Raw genomic sequence first — 25813 nt, forward strand, 5'->3', positions numbered from 1 at the left:
CGCCCCGAAACTGTGGCAGGTTCCGTATTGGATAGTTACTTCAGATGGTGAGAAACGAAGTAGGTCTCCTCCACGATCTCACACGTGTTGAGTGCCAACCAGCACACGGCGGCAAACTGGTATGGATTCCTATAACTGTCAAATAGAATAAGTGGTAATGTGCATAACAATTTTGGTATATCGTTAAAAAGTATTACTTTTGATGGAGCGCAGTGGGGAGGCTGCAACCATGACGATCGTTTCAGAGCCCGTTTTGATGGATCACGTCGATATCCACAGCGACAATTTTGGCGACGACAGCTTTCTCCGTTCGGGACTTAAGCTGAATCACCTGCGCGTTATCGTCGCAATCGAAGATAGTGGACAGATTTCCGCAGCCGCAGAAGTTCTCAACATCTCACAGCCCGCCGCATCGCGCATGCTGTCGGAAATGGAGGCGATTACCAAGACATCGCTCTATGAGCGCGTAGCCCGCGGCGTGGTGCTGACGACCTTCGGCGCGGCGCTTGCCAGACGCGCCCGCAAGATCCTTCTGGAGTTGCGCGAGGCGAGCCGCGAGATCGGCGAATTGAAGAGCGGCAAGGGCGGCTCGGTCTTCATCGGCGCGGTGACGGCGCCGGCCATGAGCCTCGTCGTGCCGGCGATCGACAGGGTGCGCAAGGCCTATCCTGGAATCGAGATCAACATCCAGGTGGAGACGAGCAACGTGCTCGCCCGCGAGTTGCTTGCCGCCCGCCACGACTTCATCATCGGCCGCATTCCCGACGACCTCAACCCGCGCCTGTTCGAGGTGAAAGAGATCGGCATCGAACGGGCCTGCCTGATCGTGCGCAACCGCCATCCGCTTTTGAAAAGGAAGAAGACGAGCAGCCTTATCGATGTCCGGGATTACGACTGGGTGTTCCAGCCGCCGGGCACTCTGCTGCGCCGCACGATCGAGGACATCTTCCTGTCACACGATGTGGCGCTGCCGGAGAACATCGTCAACACCTCGTCGCTCTTGCTCACCTGCGCCATCGTCTGCGAAACCGATGCGATCGCCCCCGTCGCCGTCGACGTCGCCCATTTCCTCGCAAGCCAAGGCGCGAGGGCGTCCGATGTGCGCATGCTGCCGATCGATTTCGACATCAACGTCAAGCCCTACAGCCTGATCACCGCGAGAGAACGGGCCCTGCCGCCGAGCGCCAAGCTGCTCTATAACATCATCATCGAGGAGAGCCGCAAGCAGGGCGGTTAGATCCCGGCGCCGGGCCGCAGTTCTCGGACGACAGATGCTCCACCGATTTAAACCCGGCAAGCCCTGCGCCATCTTGCCAGGATCTAATGTCTTCGAGAGGAAGGCGCATGCTGTTCGGACAATCGGTATTTCAATCAGTGCTCGAGCGGCTGAGGGCGGAAGAAGAACCGCCCGAAGAGACGCAAGCGCCGGCTGCCCACCGCGTATCCGGGCTTGCCACCGGCCTCGCATTCGATGTCATGCAAGGCATCTCGGTCGCCTCGCAGCGGATTGGCGAAGCCTATTTCGATAATCTGGCAAGCGAGCCTGCGGCCCAGCAGACTCCCCCGCCGCAGCCGGAGCCCGTCATGCCGAACCATCTCGCCCGCATTGCCCCCGAAGAGATCGCCATCGAACTGGCGATCGCTGCCGCCGATACCCAACAGACGCTGAACGAGAAGCGGCGCGCCTTTGCCAAGGCCAACCATCCTGATGGTTTCGCAGCGCCTTTCCGCGACAATGCCAACAGGCGCATGATGATCGCCAATCTGCTGATCGACGAGGCGATGCGCCGCCTGCCGCGTAGCTGAAAACTTTCTCCCATGCAGGCAAATTTTCCGGGCTTTGAGGAGCCGTCGATTTGCGACAGCTATATGGGCTGCTTTTCTGTTGCGTCAATGGATTCGACCTCGGCTACGGAAGTGATTAACAAGCTCAGCTTAGGCTTGGCGATCCTGCTTATCGTCGGATACGCGCTTGGGCTGCTGTTCACTCTCAAGACGCATCGGGAGTTTTTTGCTGCCGCCGAGCATGCCGCGACCAACGAAACCCCGTGGCCGATTGGGCTGGCGCTGACCACGCTGGCCGGTGTCACGATACTGGTCGCGCTGGTCAGCGAGATCTTCGTCGAGTCGGTGCAGGAGGCTGCCAAGGTTTTGGAATGACACCTGCGGCGCAGCCGAAATGGCTTCGGCATTTTCCGGTGCACGAAGGCTTAAATTTTGCGAAAGGCTTAGCAGACCAGCTGCTGACGAAGCTGATGAAAGCGGGAAATCTTGTCGTGCTCGGACCCGATCGGCCGGGTGCCCCCAACCGATCGTTCCACAGTTCAATCTGCAGGGACGCGTGGTTATCGAGGGATCGGCCTTTCCTGGAGTCTGACGAAGCCCATCAAGGATGTCTCCATAGCCTAGCGTTTCAGATCATATGTTTGATGGGATGCGCGAAGCTCAGCCAAGGTTTTGCCGACGCAGGTGCCTCCACCTTCGCCGCCGATCGCCTTGGCCTTGCCGTCAAGCGTGATCGTGCCGGCGATGCGTTCGGACGCCTGATAGGTTGCAACGCCATCCTGCGAGATGCGTGACAAGTAGAAGGTGTGGTAGGTTTCATTGTACTTGCACTGGATGACCAAAGGAAATTGCTCAAACAGATCGTCCTGCGCCTGTACGGCGAGTAGAAAGGTCACCAGCCACAGCAGACCCGCAACGCATGTAGTGACCGCGGCATTCGATCTCCGGCCGAATAAGTATCTCATTGTTCAACCCCTCTTTGAACGATCGAGCTTCAATCCATCGCGGCTTTTGCTTCCGTGCTTCTGCATTACCTTATTCCCGAAGCGCCCCCGACGTCCGGGCGAAATGCGTCAGGTGGTGAGCGCGATGAGCGCATTACGATCCAGAAGGCGAACGACACGCTGCAGCTTGCCTTTCAGGCAAAGGACGCCTTTTTCGCGGAGTTTCGTGAAGCAGCGGGCAACCGTCTCGACTGTCAGCCCGAGATAGTCGGCGACATCGCTGCGCGACATCATCATATCGAATTCCGGATCTTCCGGATGACGATCCGCCATTTCGCAAACGAAGGCCGCGACCCGCTTCAGCGCGCTTTGCTCGGTGATGACGAGCTGCTTGTGTTGCGCCTTTGCCAGGTTCGTCAACGCGATGTGAAGAAGGTCGACAGGGACGACCGCGTTCTGGTTGGTTCGAAAAGGTCTGATGGAGGCATCGCAGACGGCTTCCGCGAAGTCGGTGCGAACTTTCCCGCTTTCAAGGCCGAACCATTCGCCCTCGCCGCAGAATGACAGGATATATCGCTGTCCGCTGGACGTCAGGCGGTAAATCCGCACCGCGCCGGTTTCGACCTGATAGATTGCGAGTGCATATTCGCCTTCGCTGTAGATTGTCTCGTTGGCCTTCAGCCTGATCGACTGATCCTTGGTTGTTGCGACAGAAGTTCCAGGGTGACGGCCAGGAACTGCCGGTTGCCTCATGGCCGCGTGGTGTTGAAGCATATGCATCGCCCCCCAATCGTCTGGCAACATAACCAATCGCCGTTTGCCCCGATATTCGAGACACCCCTTAAGTATCGCTACTGAAGCCAGACCCCGAGAGTTGTGTGAGGCGGTGACGGGCCTAACGGGCATGCGTCCAAGCTCCATGATCGGACAGGGCCTTGGCGGTTTCGACCGGCTGTGCTGCCGTGTCCAGTGTGATGGCCATCCGCATGAGTTCCGCCAGATTACGTGCGCCCATTTTGGCCATCACGTTGGCGCGGTGGACTTCGACCGTACGTGCGCTGATACCAAGATGATAGGCGATCATCTTGTTCTGCAGGCCATCAAGCACACCGGTCAGAACCTGGTGTTCGCGCTCCGTGAGCTGGCGAAGACGCGCTGCAACGCTCTCGGAATCAGCGATGGCTCCGCCCGGGCGCCTCTGTCCCACCGCCGCGTTGATCGCCGCTATAAGCGCCTCGTCTCCGACGGGTTTTTCAAGGAATTCGGATGCGCCCGCCTTCATCGCCCGGACGGCGGCGGCGATGTCGCCCTGACCGGTAATGACAATGACCGGAACGTTCAGCCTGAAACGGCGCAGACGCTGGAGCAGTTCGATGCCATCGACATCGGGCATGCGCAGGTCCGTCACGAGGCAGCTTCGTCCCGAAAGCGGCAATAGTTCCAGAAAGGCTTGGGCAGAGCTATGCGTGCGAACCGCGAAACCTGCCGAGACCAACAGAAACGTCAAAGATCGCCTGAGCGACTCCTCGTCATCGACGAGATGGATCGTGAGGTCGTTTGCCATTGGTTGTTGTCTCCACCAGCGGAAGGGAAAACGAAAGGATTGAACCGCCATCCATTCGATTGCGCGCGCTTATGCGACCGCCATGCGCCTCGATGATGCGCTTGGACAATGCCAGGCCCATGCCGAGGCCACGCGGTTTGCTAGTCACGAAGGGACGAAACAGCGCCTCTTCGATGTCGATCGCAATTCCGCAGCCATTGTCGGTTACGTCGACAATGAGACGGGATAAATCGTCGGTTCTGGTTCGGATGGCAATATGCGGCTGCGCAATAGCGTCGGTAGCCTCCACGGCATTGCGAACAAGGTTGGTCAGCACCTGCGCGATCTGGACGCGGTTGGCAAGCACAGCGTCCCGCTCCGCTTCGAGCTGAAACTCGGCGCAAAGGCCCTTTCGCTGCGATCCGGCAAGCGCGAATGCCGTCGCCTCATGAATAAGCGCGTGCATCGCCTCGATCTTTCTCTCGTCGGCGCCACGCTTGGCGAACTCCCTGATGTTCTGCACGATCTTTCCCGCCCACAGGGCGTGCTGCGTAATCTCGGACAGGGCTTCACGGAGGTCTTCGCCATGGCCGCGACGATCCTTGGTCAGAAGCCGCCCGCAACCTTGCGCGTATGCGGCGATCGACGCCAGCGGCTGGGCAAGTTCATGAGCCAGGGTCGATGTCATTTCCCCGAGCGCAACTATTCTGGCGATGCGGGCAAGCTCCCGCTGAAGCTCCTGGACACGCTGCAAAGTCTCGCGTTCGGTGCGGAAGTCCTCGAAGATCACCGCAGAGAAGTGTCCTTTGCTGTCCTGCTCCCTGATGATCGTCAGCGCCGTCGGAAATTGAGCGCCGCTCCTGGTGATCGCCACGCCGGACCGCACCACGCCCCGGTCCGCCCAGCGTCCCTTCAACGAAACATCCGGTGTCGGATACCAGACGAAGTCGATGTCCTGACCGAGCAATTCGTCTTCCTCATAACCGAACAACGCCACGGCAGCCCTGTTGCAGGCCGAAATCCGGTGGTGGTCGGTAATGAAGAACACAGCGTCCGGGAGGTGTTCATAGAATTGCCGGATCCAGTCCACCGACGGTCCGCTGTCGTCCTCACGCAAATTTCCCGGCCGGTCGCGGCCTGTCATCCGAGCTTCCATGAATGAGGTTCGTCCCGCGACGTCCGGGTCAACGCGATCGCATTCGTCGACATGCGGCGCCTCCATCTTGATAGACATGATGGTTCCCTCCGCCCTTTGAGGACCAGTCGGCCCTTGATGGGCTTAGCCTCTCACAATGACTTGAGACATTAACACCTTTGGGAAATGGGACGGTGTAGTATCGCGTAGCCTCTATGGGTGTCCCGTGCCGATTGCTGGTCGAAAACCCTAGTCTTCCTTGTGTTTTGCCTCCGCTCCCTCCATTGATCCGGCTCAATGCCGCGGGTCTATTCTTCCGCTACTCTGGCAGCAAATGGGCTCACGGCCACTTGAGGAGCAGGAAGATGAAGAAGATTGCCCTTGCTATTGCCATTTCGACCGCCGCGCTGGTTGCGGCGCCTGTCGACGCCCAGCAGACCCGCAAGGAATACCGGCGCATGAACTGGGCCGAGAACCTGCCGGGGCACATCAAAACCTATCATGACAAGCGGTTTTCAATCGTCAGCTTTCGAACGGCGGTTGAAGTGGGCGCCATGCCTTCGCCTGGCAGCGAAGAACATGTGAAGGAAATCCGGGCGGCTATCCGTTCCAACCCTTGGCTCGTCCAGCAATTGAAGGCCAAGAAGCTGACGCCCAACCAAATAGAATGGGTGACGCGCGCCCGTAACGGTAACCTGACCTTCTATATTGAGTGAATGTTGCCGAAGCCACAGGGCCTCATCGTCTAACGGAAGGGCGGAACAATGATGTCGTTGCGCCGCCGCCTGCAAAGCGCCGGCTGGGGAACCAATGCTGGACGTGCGACCGGCCTGCCTAAGAACAGCCCCGTATCCGGTCGACGCTCGTGCACCATCGGGGAGGGTTCGGTGAAGTGGCGGTTGGTCGTCGAAGCTCCATTCGAAGAGGATATCGAACTCGCAGTCATCGACGGCGATGGTATCCACGCCCTGGTTTTTCCATGCCAGCGCCTGGCGCGCGGATGGGCCAATGCCTTGACGGGCGAGATCCTGGACGTTCATCCCACCCATTGGCGCGCATGGCAGATACGGCCAGACGATGGGTCCGATCTTCACTGAGCGACGGCATATTCCGGGTGCTGAGGGCCGGAGTCACGAATGCTGCACCGCACCTTGTCTGCAATCAATGACATGAGTGGACCGGCCAAAATAATCTAACGCTGTTCAAAGAGCCGGCGGCGCGGCCGCTATCCCCGTTGCTGGAAGGAGGACCACATGCGTGGTTTCGGTGTTCATTCTGAGGTCGGAAAACTGAGAACCGTCATGGTCTGCCGACCATCTTTGGCTCATCAGCGCCTGACGCCTGCAAACTGCCATGATCTGCTTTTTGACGATGTCCTCTGGGTCCATGAGGCCCAGAAGGACCATTATGATTTCGTCCTGAAGATGCAGGAAAGAGGAGTGGAGGTCCTCGAACTCCACGATCTGCTCGGTCAGGCCCTCGCCAACAAGCAGGCGCGCGATTTCATCCTGGACCGGCGCATCACCCCGAATGTGCTTGGCTTGCAGGTTGCCGAAGCAATGCGTCCGTGGCTCGATGAAATGCCGGCTACGCAACTTGCCGCTTTCATGATCGGTGGCATCGCGATCTCCGACCTACCTGACGTCAAGGCCAAGGCGTTGATGCTCAGCGCCCTGCCGGAAAGCGATTTCGTCATCCCGCCCATTCCCAACACACTATTCCAGCGCGATCCCTCCTGCTGGATCTATAACGGCGTGACCTGCAACCCGATGTTCTGGCCGGCGCGACGCGCCGAGACACTGATTCAGCGTGCCATCTACAAGTTTCATCCGATCTTCCAGGGCGGCGATTTCCAGATCTGGTGGGGTGACGCCGATCATCAATTCGCCAATGCCTCGATGGAAGGCGGCGACGTCATGCCGATCGGGAACGGCACGGTGTTGATCGGCATGGGCGAGCGCACCACCTATCAGGCGGTCGGCCAGGTGGCTCAGGCCCTTTTCAGAAGCAACGCGGCGAAGCGAGTGATCGGCTGCCTGATGCCGAAGAGCCGCGCGGCAATGCATCTCGACACGGTTTTCAGCTTCTGCGACCGCGACGTCGTCACACTGTTTGCCGAGGTCGTCGATCAGATCCGTTGCTACAGCATGCATCCCAAGGACGACGACGGCACATTCGAGATCCATCCAGAAAATGCGCCGATGCTCGATGTCGTCGCCGAAGCGCTTGATCTGCCGAAGCTGCGCACCGTCGAGACCGGAGGCAACTCCTACCAGGCCGAACGCGAACAATGGGACGACGGCAACAATGTCGTGGCGCTCGAGCCCGGCGTCGTCGTTGCCTACGACCGAAACACCTATACGAATACGCTGCTGCGCAAGGCGGGCGTCGAGGTCATCACCATCCGCGGCTCCGAACTCGGACGCGGTCGTGGTGGCGGGCACTGCATGACGTGCCCGATCTGGCGCGATCCCGCTTACTGACCGTTTCCATCCACGAACCAGACCGACGGAGCAAGACCATGAGTTTCAATCTGCGCAATCGATCGCTTCTGACCGTGCAGGACTATACGCCGCGAGAATTCCGCTATCTCCTCGATCTCGCCCGCGACCTGAAACGGGCCAAATATGCCCGCACCGAGCAGGAGCATCTGAAGGGCAAGGAAATCTGCCTGATCTTCGAAAAAACCTCGACAAGAACGAGGTGCGCCTTCGAAGTCGCCTGCTCTGACCAAGGCGCCAATGTAACCTATCTCGATCCATCGGGATCGCAGATCGGGCACAAGGAATCCTTCAAGGACACGGCGCGGGTGCTGGGGCGCATGTATGACGCGATCGAATATCGCGGCTCCGCACAGAAGGGCGTGGAGACGCTGGCAAAATATGCCGGCGTGCCCGTCTATAACGGTCTGACCGATGAATATCATCCGACGCAGATGATCGCCGACGTCATGACCATGCGCGAACATAGCGACAAGCCGATCGCGCAAATTAAATATGCATATGTCGGCGACACGCGCTCGAATATGGGGCATTCGCTGCTGATCGTCGGCTGCCTTCTCGGCATGGATGTGCGTATCTGCGGGCCGAGATCACTGTGGCCCTCGGAAGAATACATGAAGATCGCCAGGGATTTGCAGCAGGCTTCGGGTGCCCGGCTGCTGGTCACCGAAGATCCGCGAGAGGCCGTCAAGGACGTGGATTTCATCCATACGGATGTCTGGGTTTCGATGGGCGAGCCGAAGGACGTCTGGCGCGAACGCATCAAGCTGCTCACCCCCTACCAGGTCAATCAGGACCTGATGAAGGCGACCGGCAATCCGCAGACCAAGTTCATGCATTGCCTGCCGGCATTTCATGACACCGAGACGACGCTCGGCAAGCAGATCGCCGAAGATTACGGCATGGACAACGGGCTCGAAGTGACCAACGACGTCTTCGAATCCGAAGCCAATGTCGCCTTCGAACAGGCGGAAAACCGCCTGCACACGATCAAGGCCCTGCTCGTAGCAACCCTGGGAGACTAGCATGCGTGTGGTCATTGCGCTTGGCGGCAATGCGCTTCTCCGGCGCGGGGAAGCGATGACCGCCGATACACAGAGGCGGAACGCGCGCATCGCCGCCGAGGCGATTGCGCCCTTGGCGGCCGAACACGAGATCGTCGTAACCCACGGCAATGGCCCTCAGGTCGGGCTGCTTGCGCTCCAGGGGGCGGCCTACAAACCAGAGGAGGCCTATCCGCTCGATGTTCTCGGCGCCGAGACCGAGGGCATGATCGGCTATATGCTGGAACAGGAACTCGGCAATCTCCTGCCGTTCGAGCAACCTCTGGCAACGCTTCTTACCATGGTGGAAGTCGACGCCGATGATCCCGGTTTCCGGAACCCTACCAAGTTCGTCGGACCGGTCTACGACAAGGGCGAGGCGGATCGGATCCGCACGGAGAAGGGTTGGGTGTTCAAGCAGGACGGCGAAAAATGGCGTCGCGTTGTCGCCTCGCCGGCGCCGAAGCGCATCTTCGAGATCCGGCCCGTGCGCTGGCTTCTGGAGCAGCGCACCATCGTCATCTGTGCAGGCGGCGGCGGAATTCCAACGATGTACGAAAAGGGCGCTGATCGAAAACTGATCGGCGTCGAGGCCGTGATCGACAAGGATCTGTGCTCGGAACTGCTGGCGCGAGAACTCCAGGCCGATCTTTTGATCATGGCGACGGATGCCGAGGCTGTGTGCATCGATTGGGGCAAGCCGTCCCAGAAGGCGATCCACCGCGCTCGTCCTGACGATCTCGCCCAGTTCTCCTTCCCGGCCGGCTCTATGGGCCCGAAGGTCGATGCTGCCTGCCATTTTGCCCGGGCAAACGGCAAGACGGCCGCAATCGGCTCTCTTGCCGAAATCGCCGGGATGGTGCGCGGCGACCGCGGGACGATCATCAACGAGCGTTTCGACACCCTGAGCTGGCATGCCTGAGGGCCTGGTCGATCAGGCAAACTTATCCTGAGACGGCAGCGGTTGCGTTACGGCGCTCGCTGCCGTCTCCTTGTCTGTCGCGCCAGCCGCATTGCGTCTTTGCCAGACATAGACGGGGATGCCGAGCATCAGCAGCACGAGGCCGTAGAGCACCGGTTCGGCGCCGGAGCCGTAAAGGGTAAAGATCGCAAAGAGGAACGCGATGAGTTCGATCACGCTCACTCGCGGCATTCGCCCATCAGTCATGCCCGCGACAAGGCTTCCGGCAAGCGCGCAGAAAGCATAGGGAACGACGGCGGCCATGGTGCTCAGCCCGACCATCAGCCGATAGACGGCGGCAAAGCCTTCGGAACCGAGCGCCTGGACGAGCACGAGGAGCGTTGCGAACGAGGCCGAGATGATCATGCCCCACGCCGGCACGCCTCGTGGGGAGAGCCGGGCAAACAGCGGCGGAAACAGCCCGTCTCGGGCAGCAGCCATCGGAACCTGCCCCATCAGCAAGGTCCAGCCGTTGAGCGCGCCGATCGAGGAGACCAGAACCGCAAGCGAGATCGCCAGTTCGCCGGGCCGTCCCCACATGATCCCAGCCGCCTGCGAAAATGGCGCAACCGACTGAACAAGCTGTTCACGGGGCACGAGGCCCATCACCACGATTGTGCCAAGCACATAAAGGGCAGCGGCGATGGAAATGCCGAGGACGGTCGATCGCGGGATTGTCCGCTCCGCATTCTCCACGTCGCCGGCTGGAACGGTCGCTGATTCCAGCCCCAGATAGGCAAACATGGTGAGAGGCGCCAGTGTCGCAAAGGACTGCAGCAACGGCTGACCGCTCGGATTGAATTCGGCGAAATGCGAGGTATCGATGTAGAGAAGGCCGACGATAGCAACGGCGCCGAAGGGCAGCAGTTTAGCGTACGTCGTGACCTGCGCGAAGACACCGGCCGCGTGAACGCCGCGAAGATTGACGAGCACGATCGCCCAGATTACGCCGAGCGTCAGGACGGTCGCGGCGAAGCGATTGGCAAGGGTAGGGAAGAGATCCACCATCACGCCGGCGAAGGCAATAGCGATAACGGGCAGCGATGTCCATATCGAGATCCAATAGCCCCAGGCGATCAGAAAGCCGGCGAAATCGCCATAGGCGAGCCGTGTATAAGCGTAGGGGCCACCGACAGCGGGCACGAGGCTCGCCAGGCGCGCGAAGGTCAGGCCCAGGCAAATCGCGCCGGCGCCCATGATGATCCAGACGATAATCGCAAGGTTGCCGTAGGGCGCGACCGCGGCCGGTGAAAGATAAAAGCCCGAGCCCACCATATTGCCGACCACGATGGCGGTGCAGGCAGCAAGTCCGAGGCTCTTGCCATTTTGCGACGTTGTCATGAGCTTCCCCCCGCGAGCCGGCTGCCCGGAGCCGATGTCTCTGCGGACCGCCTTCAAGCCGTAATTGTCGTAGCAAAAACCGGCTGCCGCAATCCGGATCAATGCGTAGTCTGGCGGGCTGGTGTAGCCTTCGTCATCGAGATAAAGCTGCTAAAGCACGTCGGATGAGGGGCGGAGCGGAGGTGAAGTCGACGATGCTGAGCGAGCAGGGGTTTCTCAGGATATCGATTGCAGCGACCGTCGTGGTCGCAACGCTGGGCGTCGTCTTCGGCATTCTTTCCGGCTCTTTCTCGATAGCCTTCGATGGCGTTTACTCGCTGGCCGATGCCGCGATGACCGGGCTTGCGCTCTGGGTTTCGAACCTGATCATTCAATCCACGCAGAGCGATGCCCGATCCGGCAGAATTCGTAACCGCTTCACCATGGGATTCTGGCATCTGGAGCCGATCGTGCTGATGCTCAACGGCTGCCTGCTGATGACGGTCGGCGTCTATGCGCTGATCAGCGCCATCATCAGCATCCTGAATGGCGGCCACGAACTGCAATTCGGCATGGCGGTCGCCTATTCCGCAGCGACCTTGCTTGTCTGCGCGGTCATGGCCTTCCTCGGCATCAGGCTGAACGCCCGCATCAAATCGGATTTCATCTCGCTCGACGTCAAGGCGTGGATCATGTCGGGCGGCATTGCGCTTGCGCTGCTCGTCGCATTCCTGATCGGCATGGCGGTGCAGGCAACCCCGGCAGCGTGGCTTGCCAGCTATATGGACCCAGCAGTTCTGGCGCTTGTCTGCCTTGTCATGATTCCCCTTCCGGTGGGCACCGTCTGGAAGGCATTGAGCGAGATCCTGCTGGTCGCCCCCGTCGACCTGCAGGAACATGTCGACCGGGTCGCCCTGGAGACGGTTCGCCGTCTCGGCTTCCTCTCCCATCGCGCCTATGTTGCCCGGGTCGGCCGCGCAATGCAGATCGAACTTTATTTCATCGTCCCCGAAGGTCTTCCTGCCAAGACCGTGGAAGAATGGGACACGCTCCGCGACGAGATCGGCAACGCGATCGGTGACGAAAGCGCCAATCGCTGGCTTACCATCGCCTTCACCGCCGATGCGGAATGGGCTGAATAGGCAGTCAAAATCCAAGTTCGGCCTACGACGTCGAAATGCTTGGCGTCACCTTGATTGCAATCAAGGACGCTCCACGACCGCTCATGTACGATCCTTCGACCTGAGATGCAGCGGGCTGCATGGCGGCCGCAGCCTTTGACATCGGTTTCTGGAGGAACGCATGGAATTCCAGATGGCATTTCCGATAGCGGTCATCGACGAGGATTTCGATGGCAAGAGTGCTGCCGGACGCGGAATGCGCGATCTGGCCGCAGCCATTGAAAAGGAGGGGTTCCGGATCGTCTCCGGTATTTCCTATGAGGATGCCCGCCGTCTCGTGCATGTCTTCAACACCGAGTCATGCTGGCTGGTTTCGGTCGACGGCACCGAGGACAGGGTCACGCGCTGGCTGGTACTGGGGGAGGTTCTCGCCGCAAAACGGCAAAGAAACGACCGCCTGCCGATCTTCCTATTCGGCGACGATACCACGGCGGAAGACGTTCCGGCCACGGTTTTGCGCCACGCCAATGCCTTCTTCCGGCTGTTCGAGGATTCGGCGGAATTCATGGCGCGCGCCATCGCGCAGGCCGCCCGCAATTATCTTGAGCGGCTGCCACCGCCGATGTTCAAGGCGCTGATGGATTATACGCTGGAAGGCGCTTATTCATGGCATACGCCCGGCCATGGCGGTGGCGTCGCCTTTCGCAAGAGCCCGGTGGGCCAGCTCTTCTACACGTTCTTCGGCGAAAATACGCTGCGATCCGATATTTCCGTATCGGTCGGCAGCATCGGTTCGCTTCTCGATCACGTCGGGCCGATCGCCGAGGGCGAGCGCAATGCCGCGCGCATCTTCGGTACCGACGAAACTCTCTTCGTCGTCGGCGGCACGTCGACTGCCAACAAGATCATATGGCACGGCATGGTCGGGCGCGGCGATCTCGTGCTGTGCGACCGCAACTGCCACAAATCAATCCTGCATTCCCTCATCATGACGGGCGCCACCCCAATCTATCTGACGCCGTCGCGCAATGGACTCGGCATCATCGGTCCGATCTCGAAGGATCAGTTCACGCCTGAAGCGATCGCCAGCAAGATCGCCGCCAGCCCGTTCGCCGGACAGACCAGCGGCAAAGTCCGGCTGATGGTCATCACCAACTCGACCTATGATGGGCTCTGCTACAATGTCGATGCGATCAAGGCGTCGCTCGGCGACGCGGTCGAGGTGCTGCATTTCGACGAAGCCTGGTACGCCTATGGCAACTTCCACGAATTCTACGACGGTTTCCACGGGATATCGTCGAACCAGCCGGCACGGTCGAAGAACGCCATCACCTTTGCCACGCACTCGACGCACAAGCTGCTGGCCGCCCTTTCCCAGGCATCGATGATCCATATCCAGCATGCCGAGACCAAGCGTCTCGACATCACCCGCTTCAACGAAGCCTTCATGATGCATACCTCGACCTCGCCGCAATATGGCATCATCGCCTCCTGCGATGTCGCGGCCGCCATGATGGAACAGCCAGCCGGCCGCGCCCTGGTGCAGGAGACGATCGATGAGGCGATCAGCTTCCGCCGGGCGATGAACGCGGTGAGGAAACAGACGGAAGGCACCTGGTGGTTTGACGTCTGGGAGCCGACGGCTGCCGGGCAGACGCCGAACGATACCCGTGCCGATTGGGTCCTGAAGCCGGATGATGCCTGGCATGGTTTTGCCGGCCTTGCCGAAAACCATGTCATGGTCGACCCGATCAAGGTCACCATCCTGTCGCCGGGTCTCTCGGCGAGCGGAGTGATGGATGAGCACGGCATACCGGCTGCCGTTATCACCAAGTTCCTGTCGTCGCGGCGCATCGAGATCGAAAAAACCGGTCTCTATTCCTTCCTCGTGCTTTTCTCGATGGGTATTACCCGCGGCAAATGGAGCACGCTGATCACTGAGCTCCTCAATTTCAAGGATCTCTATGATGCCAACGCGCCGTTGACGCGAGCGCTGCCCGCGCTCGCCGCCGCGCATCAGGAAGCCTATGCCGGCATGGGGTTGAAAGATCTCTGCGCGCAGATCCATGCGATCTACCGCAAAGATGACGTCCCGAAGGCGCAGCGCGAGATGTACACTGTCCTGCCCGAAATGGCATTGCGTCCGGCGGACGCCTATGACCGGCTGGTCAAAGGCAGGATCGAGAGCGTCGAGATTAACAATCTCATGAACCGCATCCTCGCCGTGATGATCGTTCCCTATCCGCCGGGAATTCCGCTGATCATGCCCGGCGAGAGGATCACCCAATCGACGAAATCGATTCAGGATTACCTGCTCTACGCCCGCGATTTCGATCGCAAGTTCCCCGGTTTCGAAACCGATATCCATGGTCTTCGCTTCGCTCCCGGCGACGGCGGACGCCGCTATCTCGTCGATTGCATTGCAGAGGAGGCGCCAGAATGATCCCGCGCGATGTGAAGTCTCCAACGGTCGCCATACCGTTCCACAAGCTGCTGAAAATTGTCGCCGTCATCGACCGCGACAATCCCCAGGCACAGGAGCTGGTGGCGCAGATCACCGCCCAGGGCTTCGAGGTGGAAGTGCGGGGCGACTATTCAGCCGATGTATCCGAGGATGCCGACGTCGGCGCTTATATCGGCTCGGTCGAGGACGGGCGGCTGCTCTCGGCACGCAGCTTCCTTCGCTGCGTCAGGGAGATCGGCTTTCGCACGCCGATCTGGGCGATGGCCGATACGCTGACCATCGCGGATATGGATGTCGTGGAAATGGCTGGCGAAGTGGATGGGTTCGTCTATCTCGGTCAGCAGACACCGGTCTTCTATGCCAAGCAGATCGTGTCCAGCGCCGTCAACTACGGCAAATCGCTGCTCCCGCCATTCTTCGGCGGCTTGATGGCCTATGATGGCGAAGCCAATATCGCCTTTGATTGCCCAGGGCACCAGGGCGGCCAGTTCTATCGAAAGTCGCCGGCTGGCCAGCTCTTCTTCAAATATTTCGGCGAAAGCATTTTCCGCAACGACCTCTGCAATGCAGATGTCGATCTCGGCGATCTGCTCATCCATGAAGGGCCTGCCGTCGAAGCTCAGAAAGCGGCGGCGCGCATCTTCGGCGCCGACCGCACCTATTTCATCCTGAACGGTACGAGCACCTCCAACAAGGTGGTGGCGAACGCAGTGTTGCGTAGCGGCGATCTCGTGCTCTTCGATCGCAACAATCACAAGTCGCTGCACCAGGGTGCCCTCGTACAGGCCGGCGCAATCCCGATCTTTCTGCCGACCGCCCGCAATTCCTTCGGCATGATCGGCGCTGTCGACTGGGCGGCCTGGGACGAAGCCTGGCTGCGGCAAAAGATAGAGGAACATCCACTCGTCACCGACAAGAGCCGTGCGCAGGCGGAGAGGCCTTTCCGTCTGGCCTGCATCCAGCTCGCGACCTATGACGGCACGATCTACAATGTCGCCCAGGTGATGGAGAAGCTCGGCCATCTCTGCGACTACGTGCTGTGGGACGAGGCCTGGATCGGCTACAACGCCTTCCACCCCCTCTTTGAGGGTCACAGCCCGATGCGTCTCAAGGATCTCGGGGCTGACATGCCCGGGCTGTTCTCCACGCAATCGGTGCACAAGCAGGGCGCCGGCTTCTCGCAGGCATCGCAGATCCACAAACGCGACGAACATATCAGCGGCCAGCGCCGCTTCGTCGAACATAAGCGCTTCAATGAATCGCTGCTGATGCATGTGTCGACGTCTCCCTTCTACCCGCTGTTCGCCTCGCTCGATGTCAATGCCAAGGTGCATGAGGGCAAGGCCGGCGAGATGCTCTGGGACCGCTGCATCGAACTCGGGATCGAGGTTCGCAAGAAGTTGCGCGGTTTCGTGGAGCATTACGAAACCAAGGCCGCGCCCCCGGAAGAGCAGTGGTTCTTCGATCCTTTCGTGCCGGACAGGGTGACGGTTTCGCGCTCGAAGCACACCGGCGATCTTGCCGCCGCCAAGTGGGAAGATGTCCCGACGGAGGTGCTGAAACGCGAGCAGCAATGCTGGCGTTTCGATCCGGAGGCCAGCTGGCACGGTTATTCAGGCTACGCGCCCGGCTACACCATGGTCGATCCCAACAAGCTTGCGATACTGACGCCCGGCATCGACCGTAAGACCGGCGAATATCGCGACTTCGGCATTCCCGCCACCGTCGTCGCCAACTATCTGCGCGAGCAGCGGGTCGTGGCGGAAAAATGCGACTTGAACAGCCTGCTCTTTTTGCTGACGCCGGCTGAAGACGAGAGCAAACTCAACACGCTGGTTGCCAAGCTCGTTAAGTTCAAAAACCTGTGGGATCGTGACGCACCCTTGCCAGAAGTGCTGCCGACCGTCTTTGCGGCCAATCGCGAGCGTTATGCCGGCTATAGCGTCCGCCAGGTCTGCGGGGAAATGCATTCCTTCTATCGCGAGGCGGGTGTCAAAGAGCTGCAGCGCCTGTGCTTCCGCTCCGAAAGCTTCCCCGAACCGGCAATCGCACCCAAACAGGCCTATGAGGCGCTCGTTGCCAACAATGTCGATTATGTGCCGCTGACGGAAGCCGCCGGCCGCATCTCGGCCACCCTGGCGCTGATCTATCCGCCCGGTATCGGCGTGATCGTGCCCGGAGAGCGCTGGGACGAGCGGGCGCGGCCGATGCGGGACTATTTCCTCGCCTTCGAAGAATCCTTCAACCGCTTCCCCGGCTTCAATTACGAGGTCCAAGGCGTGTTCCAGGAGCGGATCGATGGGCGGATCAAGTTCCACACATATGTCGTGCGCGAGTAGGGCTGCAAAGCGGTTTCGCGATGACGACATGTGTGAAAACAGAGAGTTAAAGTGTGAGCCAAGCGAAGCTGCAGGATCGCGACGCGCTTTAGGGAGGATTACGTCATGACCGACAACACGATGCATCTTGCGGCCGAGGCCACGACCAAGAAAAAGATGAACCTGGTGCAGCTCACCTTTATCGTCGCCGTCAACATGATGGGGTCGGGGATCATCATGCTGCCTGCCAATATGGCGCAGGTCGGCGCGATCTCGCTGCTTTCCTGGCTCGTGACCGCGATCGGCTCGATGGCGATCGCCTATGGCTTCGCCCAGGCCGGACTGTTCAACCAGCGCCCCGGCGGCATGTCCGCCTACGCAGAGGATGCCTATGGGAAGGACGGCTACTTCATGGTGTTCTTCCTGTATTTCCTGTCGCTTGCCGTCGGCAACGTGGCGATCGGCATCTCGGCTGTCGGGTACCTGGCCGGTTTCTTTCCGGTGCTGACCTCGACCCCGATCATGACCTGTCTGGCGCTGATCGTGCTCTTATGGCTGACCACGGCGGCCAATTTCGGTGGACCGCGCATTACCGGCCGCATCGGCTCGGTCACCGTCTGGGGCGTCATCCTTCCCGTCGGCCTGCTGTCGATCCTCGGCTGGCTGTGGTTCAGCTCCAGCACCTTCGCTGCCGCCTGGAATCCGCAAGGCCTGACGCTTGCGCAAGGCATGGGATCGAGTATCTCGCTTACGCTCTGGGCCTTTCTCGGCATGGAGTCTGCGGCGCAGAATTCCGATGCCGTCGAAAATCCCAAGCGTGACGTACCGCTCGCCTGCATGTTCGGCACGCTGGGCGCCGCCGTCATCTACATCCTGTCGACGACGGTCATTCAAGGCATCGTGCCTAATGCGGATCTCGCTACCTCCACGGGACCCTTCGCACTCGCCTATGCCACCATGTTCAATTCCACCATTGGTTCCATCGTCATGGCGCTTGCCGTGCTGGCCTGCCTTGGCTCGCTACTCGGATGGCAGTTTACGATCGCGCAGACGGCGAAAACCGCCGCCGACGAGCGGATGTTCCCATCTATATTCTCGCGGGTGAACGAGATGGGGGCGCCAGTGGCCGGCATGATCATCCTTGGCATCGTGCAGACATGCCTTGCTTTGATGACCATATCGCCGACTTTGAGCGAACAGTTCTCAGCGCTCGTCAACCTCGCCGTCGTCACCAACGTACTGCCCTATATCATCGCGCTTTCGTCGCTGTTCGTCATGATGAAGGCTGCCCGCGTGCCACAGCCGAAATACCGGCTGAATGCGACCATCGCCCTGGTTGGGATGGCCTACAGCGTCTTCGCCATCTATGCCTCCGGAAAGGATGCGGTGCTCGGCGGCATGATCGTCACAGGCATCGGCTTCATCATCTACGGCTTGATCGCCCCGCGTTTCGCCAGCGGCACGAACCGGCTTCCGGCCGAGTAACAGAGGAGGATCAGAAATGTCACGAAAAAGTGCTCGGTGGGCGGGTATCACCGCCTCTGTCCTCGCCGCAACGGCTTTGTTTGCCCTCAGCACGCCCACGCAGGCTCAGACGCTCGATCGCGTCAGAACAAGCAGCGCGCTGAAGCTCGGCTACGATCCGGATGCGAGGCCCTTTTCCTTCAATGGCGAACAGGGACGGCCGGATGGCTATGCCGTCGCGCTCTGCAACAAGATTGCCGATAGCCTGAGGGCACAGCTGAACCTGCCGAAGCTCGATGTCGAATGGGTTTCGCTTTCAGGCGACGTCAAGACACGAGCGATAGAGAGCGGTACGGCTGATATTGTCTGCGGTGCGGAGCCGGTGACATTGACGCGCCGGCAGCAGGTGTCGTTTTCCATCCCGATCTTCCCGAGCGGCACCGGCGCGCTCCTGAGCGCCAGCTCGCCGCTGGCCTTGCGGGAAGTGCTGCAATATGGCGAACCTTCGACCCGTCCCGTCTGGCGCGGTTCACCGGCGCGCACGATCCTCGAGCACAAGACCTTCTCCTCGATTGCCGGCACGACGAGCGAAGGCTGGCTAAGCGACAGGATCAAGACTTTTCAACTCGCTGCGACGGCTGCGCCGGTCGACAATTACCAGCAGGGGATCGAGCGCGTCGTAGATGGCAGTTCGGCGGTGCTCTTCGGCGACATGCCGATCCTGATGGATGCCGCCGCCCGCAGTGACAATTCCGGCAATCTGATCGTCCTGCAGCGCCATTTCACCTACGAACCGCTCGGCCTTGAGCTCGCGCGCGGCGATGAGGACTTCCGCCTTGCCGTCGATCGCGCGCTCAGCCAGGCCTATGCCGGGCCGGATTTCCGGACATTCTTCACAACCTGGTTCGGGCCGCCGGACGAAGCGACCGTGACCTTCTTCCGGCAAACAGCCTTGCCGGAGTAGCACTGCGACGGATCGAGCCGCCAAACAAATGGCCCCCGCTCTGGAGCTGGGCGTATTGATCTGCAACCCGCTGAACGGCTGAAGCAACTGAACGGGAGCGATGGGGTGAATCTTCTTTGGAAAGAAATCCGTCACAACCGCATGCTGTGGCTGCTCGCTGCGGTGCCGGTGGTCTTCGTCGCTGCGGGCGTTGCCCCCGAGGCTCATACGGTGCTCTTCATACTGTCGGTGCTTGCCGTGATACCGCTGGCCGGGCTCCTCAGTCACGCGACTGAGTCCGTTGCGGCGAAGACGGGCGACGCCGCTGGCGGACTGCTCAATGCGACGCTGGGGAATCTGACGGAGCTCGTCATCGCGCTGACGGCCTTAAGTGCAGGACAATATACGCTGGTAAAATCATCGGTTGCCGGTGCGATCGTTGCCAACACTTTGTTCATGCTTGGGGCATCGTTTTTGCTCGGCGGCCTCAAACATCACAGTCAGGATTTCAACCGAGCCAATGCGCGGCTTCAGGCCGGTCTGCTCTTCCTCGCCACGATCGGCCTGCTGATGCCATCGGCGGTTGCGTCAATGGATTCGACCTCGGCTACGGAAGTGATCAACAAGCTCAGCTTAGGCTTGGCGATCCTGCTTATCGTCGGATACGCGCTGGGACTGCTGTTCACCCTCAAGACGCATCGGGAGTTTTTTGCTGCCGCCGAGCACGCCGAGAGCGACGAAACCCCGTGGCCGATCGGGGTGGCGCTGACCACACTCGCCGGTGTGACGATACTGGTCGCCCTGGTCAGCGAAATCTTCGTCGAGTCGGTGCAGGAGGCTGCCAAGGTTTTTGGAATGACGCCCGCCTTTGTCGGTTTCATCGTCGTCGCACTGGTGGGCGGCGCAGCCGAAATGGCTTCGGCATTTTCCGGTGCACGCAAGAACCGCCTCGACCTGAGCGTGGGCATAGCGCTTGGAAGCGCCTCGCAGATAGCCCTTTTCGTGGCGCCCGTGCTGGTGCTGTTGAGCTACGTCATCGGGCCGACACCGATGGATCTGCAGTTTTCCCCGGGCGTGGTCGTCATGGTTTTGCTGGCGACCATGACGGCGATGTTCGTCACCAACAGCGGGCGTTCGGCGTGGTTCGTCGGCATATTGGTGCTGATGGTTTACATGATCTTCGCCACGACTTTGTATGTTTTGCCCGATCGGGGGTCTTGAGGCCGCATAATGGATTGGCAAACAAACTGCGCGAGATCGACGTGAGGCTCGGTTGCCGGCGATAATGCTGCGTAAGTCTGACGAATGCCCTGATCCAACTGCAGGAAGGCCGGAAGGTGTCGGTAAGAGCTGGCCGAAAGTCGAGCCATAGACGGATGCGGCGCCTGTTTTTCATCGCGCTCGCAACGCAGCTTCGTGTGATCTGGCCAATCGTGTCAGGGATCGTCTCGCTGATGGTCGGATCCGGGCTTGCAATCTGGCGTATCGAAAACTGGCGCATTGACGAAGCCATGTATTTCACTTTCGTCACCGGCCTGACGATCGGCTACGGCGATTTTACCCCCGAACATGTCACGTCGCGGATATTGGCGCTGGTGATCGGCTTTGCGGGCATCGTGCTGACCGGCGTCGTCGCGGCCGTTACGGTGAAAGCTCTGAATGCGGACGACCAGGAGCCTTGATTCCTGCTCTGCTGCGCTATTGCAACGGCGTCGCCGGCGGCCGACTTAGTTCTCAATCAGCGCGCAAGACGCGCCCGGGAGTGCCGCTCAGTTACGTATTGCTACTGAAGTCCAGAGCCATCAGCGGGTGTATAAGGCAACAGGTAGCGTCGCGGGAGGGCTCGATGGTATCGGATGAGGGAAGAACCAGCGCCGCACCTCACGATCCCGCAGCCGTTCGCGAGCAGCTCGATCGCATCCTCGCCAGTCCCGAATTTCATCCTCCCGAGCGTGGGAGGCGTTTCCTGCAATATATCGTCGAAGAGATGCTGGAAGGACGCGGCGAACAGCTCAAGGCCTATACGATTGCGCAGGCGGTTTTCGGGCGCGACGCCTCTTTCGATGCGCAGAATGACCCGGTCGTGCGCATCGAGGCGGGGCGGATCCGCCGCGCGCTCGAGCGATATTACCTCGTCAGCGGAAGAAGCGATCCGATCGGGATAACCATCCCCAAAGGAGGCTATTCGCCGCATTTTTCAAGCACCAATGGCACCTCGAATTCCGGCGTTGGAACGAATTCGCAAAACCCCGGAAACAAGCAGGGCGGTCTTGATCGGCCGATCGCCTATCGCGATCTTCTGCTGCCGATTGGCCTACCGGCGCTGTTGGGCGTGATCGCGATTCTGGCTATCATCCGCCCGTTGGAAGAATATTTTTCAAGGCCAAAGGCGCCGCAGGCGCCCGCCGCATCGACGCTTGCAAGCAAGGCCAGCATCGTCGTCGAGCCCTTCGCGGCTCTCGGCGGCAGCTCCGAAGGCTTAAATTTTGCGAAAGGCTTAGCAGACCAGCTGCTGACGAAGCTGATGAAAGCGGAAAATCTTGTCGTGCTCGGGCCCGATCGGCCGGGTGCCCAACCGATCGTTCCACAGTTCAATCTGCAGGGAAGCGTGGTTATCGAGGGATCGGCCCTTCATCTGCATGTCCGCCTGATCAATGGCGCCGACGGCACAGTCATATGGGCAAATCGATATGATCGCGAGCTCCAAGGCCGGACCATTCTCGATATCGAGGACGAGATCGCCATGCAAATCGCTCTGGAAATTTCGGAAAGCCGCAAGCAGAGCACCACACCGCCCGATCGATAAGCGCGTTATCTTGCCGCGGTGGCGTCGATATCAAGCCCCGAGGCACGCAATCCGTTCAGCAAGCGCTCCTGATCTTCAGGCCGTTGCAAGCGCAGCGAAACTTCCTCGCGGATATTGACCATTAATGCCGGCGCATGGGTATAAAGCCAGCGCTTTTCCGCTTCGGCTTCCTCGGTCTTGCCGGCGGCCCCGAGAATGGATAGCAGGACGAGACGATGGACAGGGTTCGAGCCGAGATCGGATTTTCGCGACCAGCGCTCCGCCTGTTCGAGATCGCCTTTGATGAATGCACAGAGCGCCATGCCGGCTTCATAATATCCGCTGGGACCGACGCCTCTGTTGAGGGCGATCGAGAGTAGTTCGCAGCCTGACTGCCATTTCCCGGAAAGCGCCAGTCGATAGCCATATTCGCCCGCGACTTCGACGTCGCCGGGATTGGCGGCGTAGGCCGCCGTGCCAGCCTTCAGCGCCTTGTCGACATCTCCCTGGAAGAAGCCCACCAACATCAGTGCCTGCAGAACCCGGGGATCGCTGGGCGCGAGTGATGCCGCCCTCTCCACCGCAGCGTTTGCCATTTCGAGCGGTCGAACCGAAGAGGGGGTGCTGAGCTTGTAGCGAAACCGCACCTCATCAAGATAGACCATGGAAAGCAATGTCCAGGAAGCAACGTTATCGGGGAAACGCTGTGTCGCCTGCAGAAGGCATTCCAGTGCGGCAGCGTGGCTTTGCGCGGTCATGGCCTGACGGTAGCTGTAATAGGCGCGCGTGCAGGCATAGTCATCCTGGTCGCCATTCTGCGCTGGTCCGACGATCTTATCCGTCTCGGTTTGAAGGATGGCGCCATTAGGATGCGCGATAGCGGTGGAAATCTGCCGGGAGATGTTGGCTTGGATGACGAGCTTGTTCTCGACTTGAAGATCGGCATCGAAATTTCTGGCCCAGATGACCGCGCCATCCGATTGGCGCACGAGCCTCGCTGAGGCGCGCAACCTGCTTTTGTCGAGCTGGACATTGCCGTGGAGCGAGTAGTCGGCAACGGCGGCCTGCCCGCCGCGTAGCGGATCGGCAACGACGATGATGTCGTCGATCCGGGCAAGCTGACCGATTACATCGTCCCTCAGGCCGCGAGCGATGTCCGAACCGGCGCCGGCGGAGCCGCTTTCGGAAAAGAATTCGACGAGCACCTTCGGATGGGCACTCGCCAGCGGCAGCGTCGCAGTCGGTCGCCCGTTCCAAACAGACAGCGCAATTGCAAGGACCAAGGCGAAGACCCCAAACCCCACTGATATGACGATCCCGAAGGCCCGAGCTGCCGACAGCGTCGGAGCACGCATCGTGCTACGAGGGCTGTCTTGGACGTTGAGCTCTGCAGCCTGAGGTTCTTCCGGATTTATCGAGGACGGAGGCGGGACTTCTTGGGCATATTCGAAATGCGGCACATATCCGCCTTTGGGCACGGTGATGACGACCTCGTCCGTGCGGCCTGCGACGAGGTAATAACGCTCGAGCGCCTTTCTGATCCGACCGGCCTCGATCCGGACAACCGGATCATTCTGCGGGTCAAATGAAGCCTCGCGGCCAAAAACAACATTCGCTATCGTAAAAGCTTTCAGGAACCCCGATCGGCCGGCGAGCGTCTCGTTGACGACGAACTCGAGGAAATCCCGCCCCCGCTTCGGCGCATGAAATTCCTCGCTTGCGAGAATTCGCTCGACCTGACGGCAGATTTCATCAACCGTCGGCTCGAGACTGCCCAAAACATTGACCTTTGCGTTCCTCATGATCGCCCCACGACAAGTCACGCAATTATCTAAGCCCGTTCTAATACATCATACCGCGCCAGCCTTTGGTTGCAAGTTTTGCTTTGGGATCCGCGCAGAACGCCCCAAATTTGGGCGCGGACCGTTCTTGGCGCGGATGAGCGGCGCCGATTGTCCGCTACCGAACTAATGTTGTCTTTCTGATGCAGTTAATGTTACGTCGGGAACAATCCGGCACCTTTCTGACTTCGTGTCAATTGCAGGACGCGGTACCAATGCGGAGCTAGTTCATGAGCCAAGAACGCGGCCGCAGAAAACTGATGTTGCGGCTTCCGGATATCCGCCATCTGCTGGCGGATATAACCAACGAGACCCTCGGAGAACTGTTCGAGGCCTACGATCTTGCAGTCGATGCGCTGGATCGGTTCCGGACCCAGAGCCCGAGAGAAGACAGGCTCGTTGCGGAATATGAGGAGCTCTGTCGCGACATAGAGCAGGAGGTCGTGGTCTACTGTACCAACAGGTAGACACGCCGAAGAAGACTATCCGGCGCGCTCGACCTCAAGGGCCGGCGCGCGATCATGTTCTGATCCTTCCGTCATTGCCGCAGGCCAGGCCCAGGCTCTCAGCAGCTCGTAGAAGACGCTGAGCACTACCGGCCCCAGAAAAAGCCCCAGCAGCCCGTGGGACAGAGTGCCGCCGATCACGCCGATCAGAATGACGGGCATGGGAGTCGAGAGGCCTCTCGCCATCAGGATCGGTTTCAGGACGTTGTCGACGATCGAGATCGGCACGGCAAGGCAGGTAAAGGCAAAGGCGCTGGCGAACGGCCAGGAGAACCAGGCCCAGATGACGAGGGGCAGGAGCACCAGCGCTGGCCCCAGTTGCATGACGCATAGTACGAAGACGACGAAGGTCAGCGCGCCACGCGCTGGAACGTCGAAGACGGCAAAACACAGTCCGCAAAGCAGGGTCTGCAGGAAAGCCACGCCGATAACACCGCGTGAGACATTCCGGACCGTGGTTCCCGACAGCCGGGCGAAACCGACGCCCTTGTCGCCCGCGACCCGGCTTGCCAGAATCTGTATCGCTGCCGCCAGGCGCGTTGACTGGGTGAGGAACAGGCCGGAGAGCATGATAGAGACGACGAAACTCAATACACCGCCGCCGATCGAGGCAAGCTTTGTGACCACTGCGCCCATGACCTCACGGATGGGCGCCTGAAACTTGATGATCGTCGATGCCAGATCGCCGGCAAGGCGGTTCCAAATGTCATGGAGCCGCTCACCGACAACCGGCCAATCCCTGATGGCGTCAGGCGCTGCCGGCAGGGTAAATTCTCCCGTTCGTAACTTGCCGATCAACGCCTCTGCGGTGTCGGCGAAATTGACCGCTACAAGGGCGAGCGGCGCGATGATCAGGACGAGGCAACCGGCGACGATGACGATGGCGGCGATCACCGGCCGGTTTCCGATCAGTCGCGAGAGCGTCGCAAACATCGGAAAGAGAGCGACGGCGAGGATGGCGGCCCAGATGAGAATAAGCGCGAAAGGAGCAATCAGCGTCATCGTCCAATAAGCGAAAAGGCCGATAATGCCCAGACGGACGAGATCGCTTACTCTCGCCTCTATCGAAATCTGACCTGCGCCGGTCCCTTGCGTTGTCGTATCGGCTGTCTGCTCCATCGTCGCATCCGTCGGGTTAC

General features: G+C 60.0%; 23 protein-coding genes and 1 pseudogene. 17 read left to right on the forward strand and 7 right to left on the reverse strand.

Going from position 1 to position 25813, the window contains the following annotated elements; genetic code table 11:
• Positions 1-229: 229 nt before the first annotated feature.
• The 3 genes and pseudogenes from NMA58_RS14940 to NMA58_RS14950 form a co-directional block, all read left to right on the forward strand.
• Positions 230-1237, forward strand: a complete 1008-nt coding sequence (locus NMA58_RS14940) for a LysR family transcriptional regulator (protein WP_183699326.1) — start codon at positions 230-232, stop codon at positions 1235-1237.
• A 107-nt stretch (positions 1238-1344) separates the two neighbouring features.
• Positions 1345-1806: a hypothetical protein gene (locus NMA58_RS14945; protein WP_434710904.1), complete on the forward strand. Its 462-nt coding sequence runs from the start codon at positions 1345-1347 to the stop codon at positions 1804-1806.
• A gap of 117 nt (positions 1807-1923) precedes the next feature.
• Positions 1924-2209: pseudogene (locus tag NMA58_RS14950) on the forward strand (calcium/proton exchanger); the annotation flags it as partial.
• Between the two features lie 196 nt (positions 2210-2405).
• On the opposite strand, the gene NMA58_RS14955 reads toward NMA58_RS14950, so the two are convergent.
• The 4 genes from NMA58_RS14955 to NMA58_RS14970 form a co-directional block, all read right to left on the reverse strand.
• Positions 2406-2750: a hypothetical protein gene (locus NMA58_RS14955; RefSeq protein ID WP_085779022.1), complete on the reverse strand. Its 345-nt coding sequence runs from the start codon at positions 2748-2750 to the stop codon at positions 2406-2408.
• Positions 2751-2858: 108 nt separating this feature from the next.
• Positions 2859-3503 carry a helix-turn-helix domain-containing protein gene (locus NMA58_RS14960; RefSeq protein ID WP_434710906.1) on the reverse strand — a complete coding sequence of 215 codons (645 nt, stop codon included), beginning with the start codon at positions 3501-3503 and terminating at the stop codon, positions 2859-2861.
• A 121-nt stretch (positions 3504-3624) separates the two neighbouring features.
• A complete protein-coding gene (fixJ, locus tag NMA58_RS14965) occupies positions 3625-4293 on the reverse strand; it encodes a response regulator FixJ (protein WP_097597038.1) in 669 nt (222 codons plus the stop codon).
• A complete protein-coding gene (locus tag NMA58_RS14970; protein WP_221113377.1) occupies positions 4259-5506 on the reverse strand; it encodes a sensor histidine kinase in 1248 nt (415 codons plus the stop codon). The genes fixJ and NMA58_RS14970 overlap by 35 nt, the downstream gene beginning before the upstream one ends.
• Positions 5507-5772: 266 nt before the next feature.
• Between NMA58_RS14970 and NMA58_RS14975 the strand changes: the two genes are divergently transcribed.
• The 5 genes from NMA58_RS14975 to arcC all read left to right on the forward strand — a co-directional run bounded on the left by NMA58_RS14975 (position 5773) and on the right by arcC (position 9873).
• Positions 5773-6123 (forward strand): hypothetical protein, encoded by a 351-nt coding sequence (locus tag NMA58_RS14975; RefSeq protein WP_097597040.1) that lies wholly within the window; start codon positions 5773-5775, stop codon positions 6121-6123.
• Positions 6124-6294: 171 nt separating this feature from the next.
• On the forward strand, positions 6295-6504 hold the full coding sequence (locus tag NMA58_RS14980; protein WP_097597041.1) for a hypothetical protein: 210 nt from the start codon (positions 6295-6297) through the stop codon (positions 6502-6504).
• 156 nt (positions 6505-6660) lie between these two features.
• Complete coding sequence (gene arcA, locus NMA58_RS14985; RefSeq protein WP_434710909.1) at positions 6661-7890, forward strand: arginine deiminase; 1230 nt, start codon at positions 6661-6663, stop codon at positions 7888-7890.
• A gap of 38 nt (positions 7891-7928) precedes the next feature.
• A complete protein-coding gene (locus NMA58_RS14990) occupies positions 7929-8933 on the forward strand; it encodes an ornithine carbamoyltransferase (RefSeq protein ID WP_221113379.1) in 1005 nt (334 codons plus the stop codon).
• A 1-nt stretch (position 8934) separates the two neighbouring features.
• Positions 8935-9873, forward strand: coding sequence for a carbamate kinase (arcC, locus tag NMA58_RS14995; RefSeq protein ID WP_183699311.1), 939 nt, complete (start codon positions 8935-8937; stop codon positions 9871-9873).
• A 12-nt stretch (positions 9874-9885) separates the two neighbouring features.
• On the opposite strand, the gene NMA58_RS15000 is transcribed toward arcC, so the two are convergent.
• Entirely contained in the window at positions 9886-11253 is a 1368-nt protein-coding gene (locus NMA58_RS15000; protein WP_434710911.1) for an amino acid permease, read from the reverse strand.
• Positions 11254-11447: 194 nt separating this feature from the next.
• On the opposite strand from NMA58_RS15000, the gene NMA58_RS15005 reads away from it, so the two are divergent.
• The 8 genes from NMA58_RS15005 (at position 11448) to NMA58_RS15040 (ending at position 22348) form a co-directional block, all read left to right on the forward strand.
• Positions 11448-12374, forward strand: coding sequence for a cation diffusion facilitator family transporter (locus NMA58_RS15005; RefSeq protein WP_434713429.1), 927 nt, complete (start codon positions 11448-11450; stop codon positions 12372-12374).
• Between the two features lie 160 nt (positions 12375-12534).
• Positions 12535-14796 carry an Orn/Lys/Arg decarboxylase N-terminal domain-containing protein gene (locus NMA58_RS15010; protein ID WP_434710913.1) on the forward strand — a complete coding sequence of 754 codons (2262 nt, stop codon included), beginning with the start codon at positions 12535-12537 and terminating at the stop codon, positions 14794-14796.
• Positions 14793-17156: an ornithine decarboxylase gene (gene speC / locus NMA58_RS15015; RefSeq protein ID WP_434710915.1), complete on the forward strand. Its 2364-nt coding sequence runs from the start codon at positions 14793-14795 to the stop codon at positions 17154-17156. The genes NMA58_RS15010 and speC overlap by 4 nt, the downstream gene beginning before the upstream one ends.
• Positions 17157-17261: 105 nt before the next feature.
• Positions 17262-18620: a putrescine-ornithine antiporter gene (potE, locus tag NMA58_RS15020; RefSeq protein WP_434710917.1), complete on the forward strand. Its 1359-nt coding sequence runs from the start codon at positions 17262-17264 to the stop codon at positions 18618-18620.
• 16 nt (positions 18621-18636) lie between these two features.
• Positions 18637-19563, forward strand: coding sequence for an amino acid ABC transporter substrate-binding protein (locus NMA58_RS15025; protein WP_434710919.1), 927 nt, complete (start codon positions 18637-18639; stop codon positions 19561-19563).
• A gap of 105 nt (positions 19564-19668) precedes the next feature.
• Positions 19669-20763: a calcium/proton exchanger gene (cax, locus tag NMA58_RS15030; protein ID WP_434710921.1), complete on the forward strand. Its 1095-nt coding sequence runs from the start codon at positions 19669-19671 to the stop codon at positions 20761-20763.
• A 155-nt stretch (positions 20764-20918) separates the two neighbouring features.
• Positions 20919-21224, forward strand: a complete 306-nt coding sequence (locus NMA58_RS15035; protein ID WP_434713430.1) for a potassium channel family protein — start codon at positions 20919-20921, stop codon at positions 21222-21224.
• A 164-nt stretch (positions 21225-21388) separates the two neighbouring features.
• Positions 21389-22348, forward strand: a complete 960-nt coding sequence (locus NMA58_RS15040; RefSeq protein ID WP_434710923.1) for a hypothetical protein — start codon at positions 21389-21391, stop codon at positions 22346-22348.
• A gap of 5 nt (positions 22349-22353) precedes the next feature.
• Here the strand turns inward: NMA58_RS15040 and NMA58_RS15045 are convergent, their stop codons facing one another.
• Positions 22354-24129, reverse strand: a complete 1776-nt coding sequence (locus NMA58_RS15045) for a hypothetical protein (RefSeq protein WP_434710925.1) — start codon at positions 24127-24129, stop codon at positions 22354-22356.
• Between the two features lie 269 nt (positions 24130-24398).
• On the opposite strand from NMA58_RS15045, the gene NMA58_RS15050 reads away from it, so the two are divergent.
• Positions 24399-24635, forward strand: a complete 237-nt coding sequence (locus tag NMA58_RS15050) for a hypothetical protein (RefSeq protein WP_097597054.1) — start codon at positions 24399-24401, stop codon at positions 24633-24635.
• Positions 24636-24650: 15 nt separating this feature from the next.
• Here NMA58_RS15050 and NMA58_RS15055 read toward each other — a convergent pair whose 3' ends face one another.
• Positions 24651-25793 (reverse strand): AI-2E family transporter, encoded by a 1143-nt coding sequence (locus NMA58_RS15055; protein ID WP_434710927.1) that lies wholly within the window; start codon positions 25791-25793, stop codon positions 24651-24653.
• Positions 25794-25813 lie beyond the last annotated feature (20 nt).

The organism is Rhizobium sp. YTUHZ045 (genome assembly GCF_051124255.1).
Classification (GTDB): Bacteria; Pseudomonadota; Alphaproteobacteria; order Rhizobiales; family Rhizobiaceae; genus Rhizobium.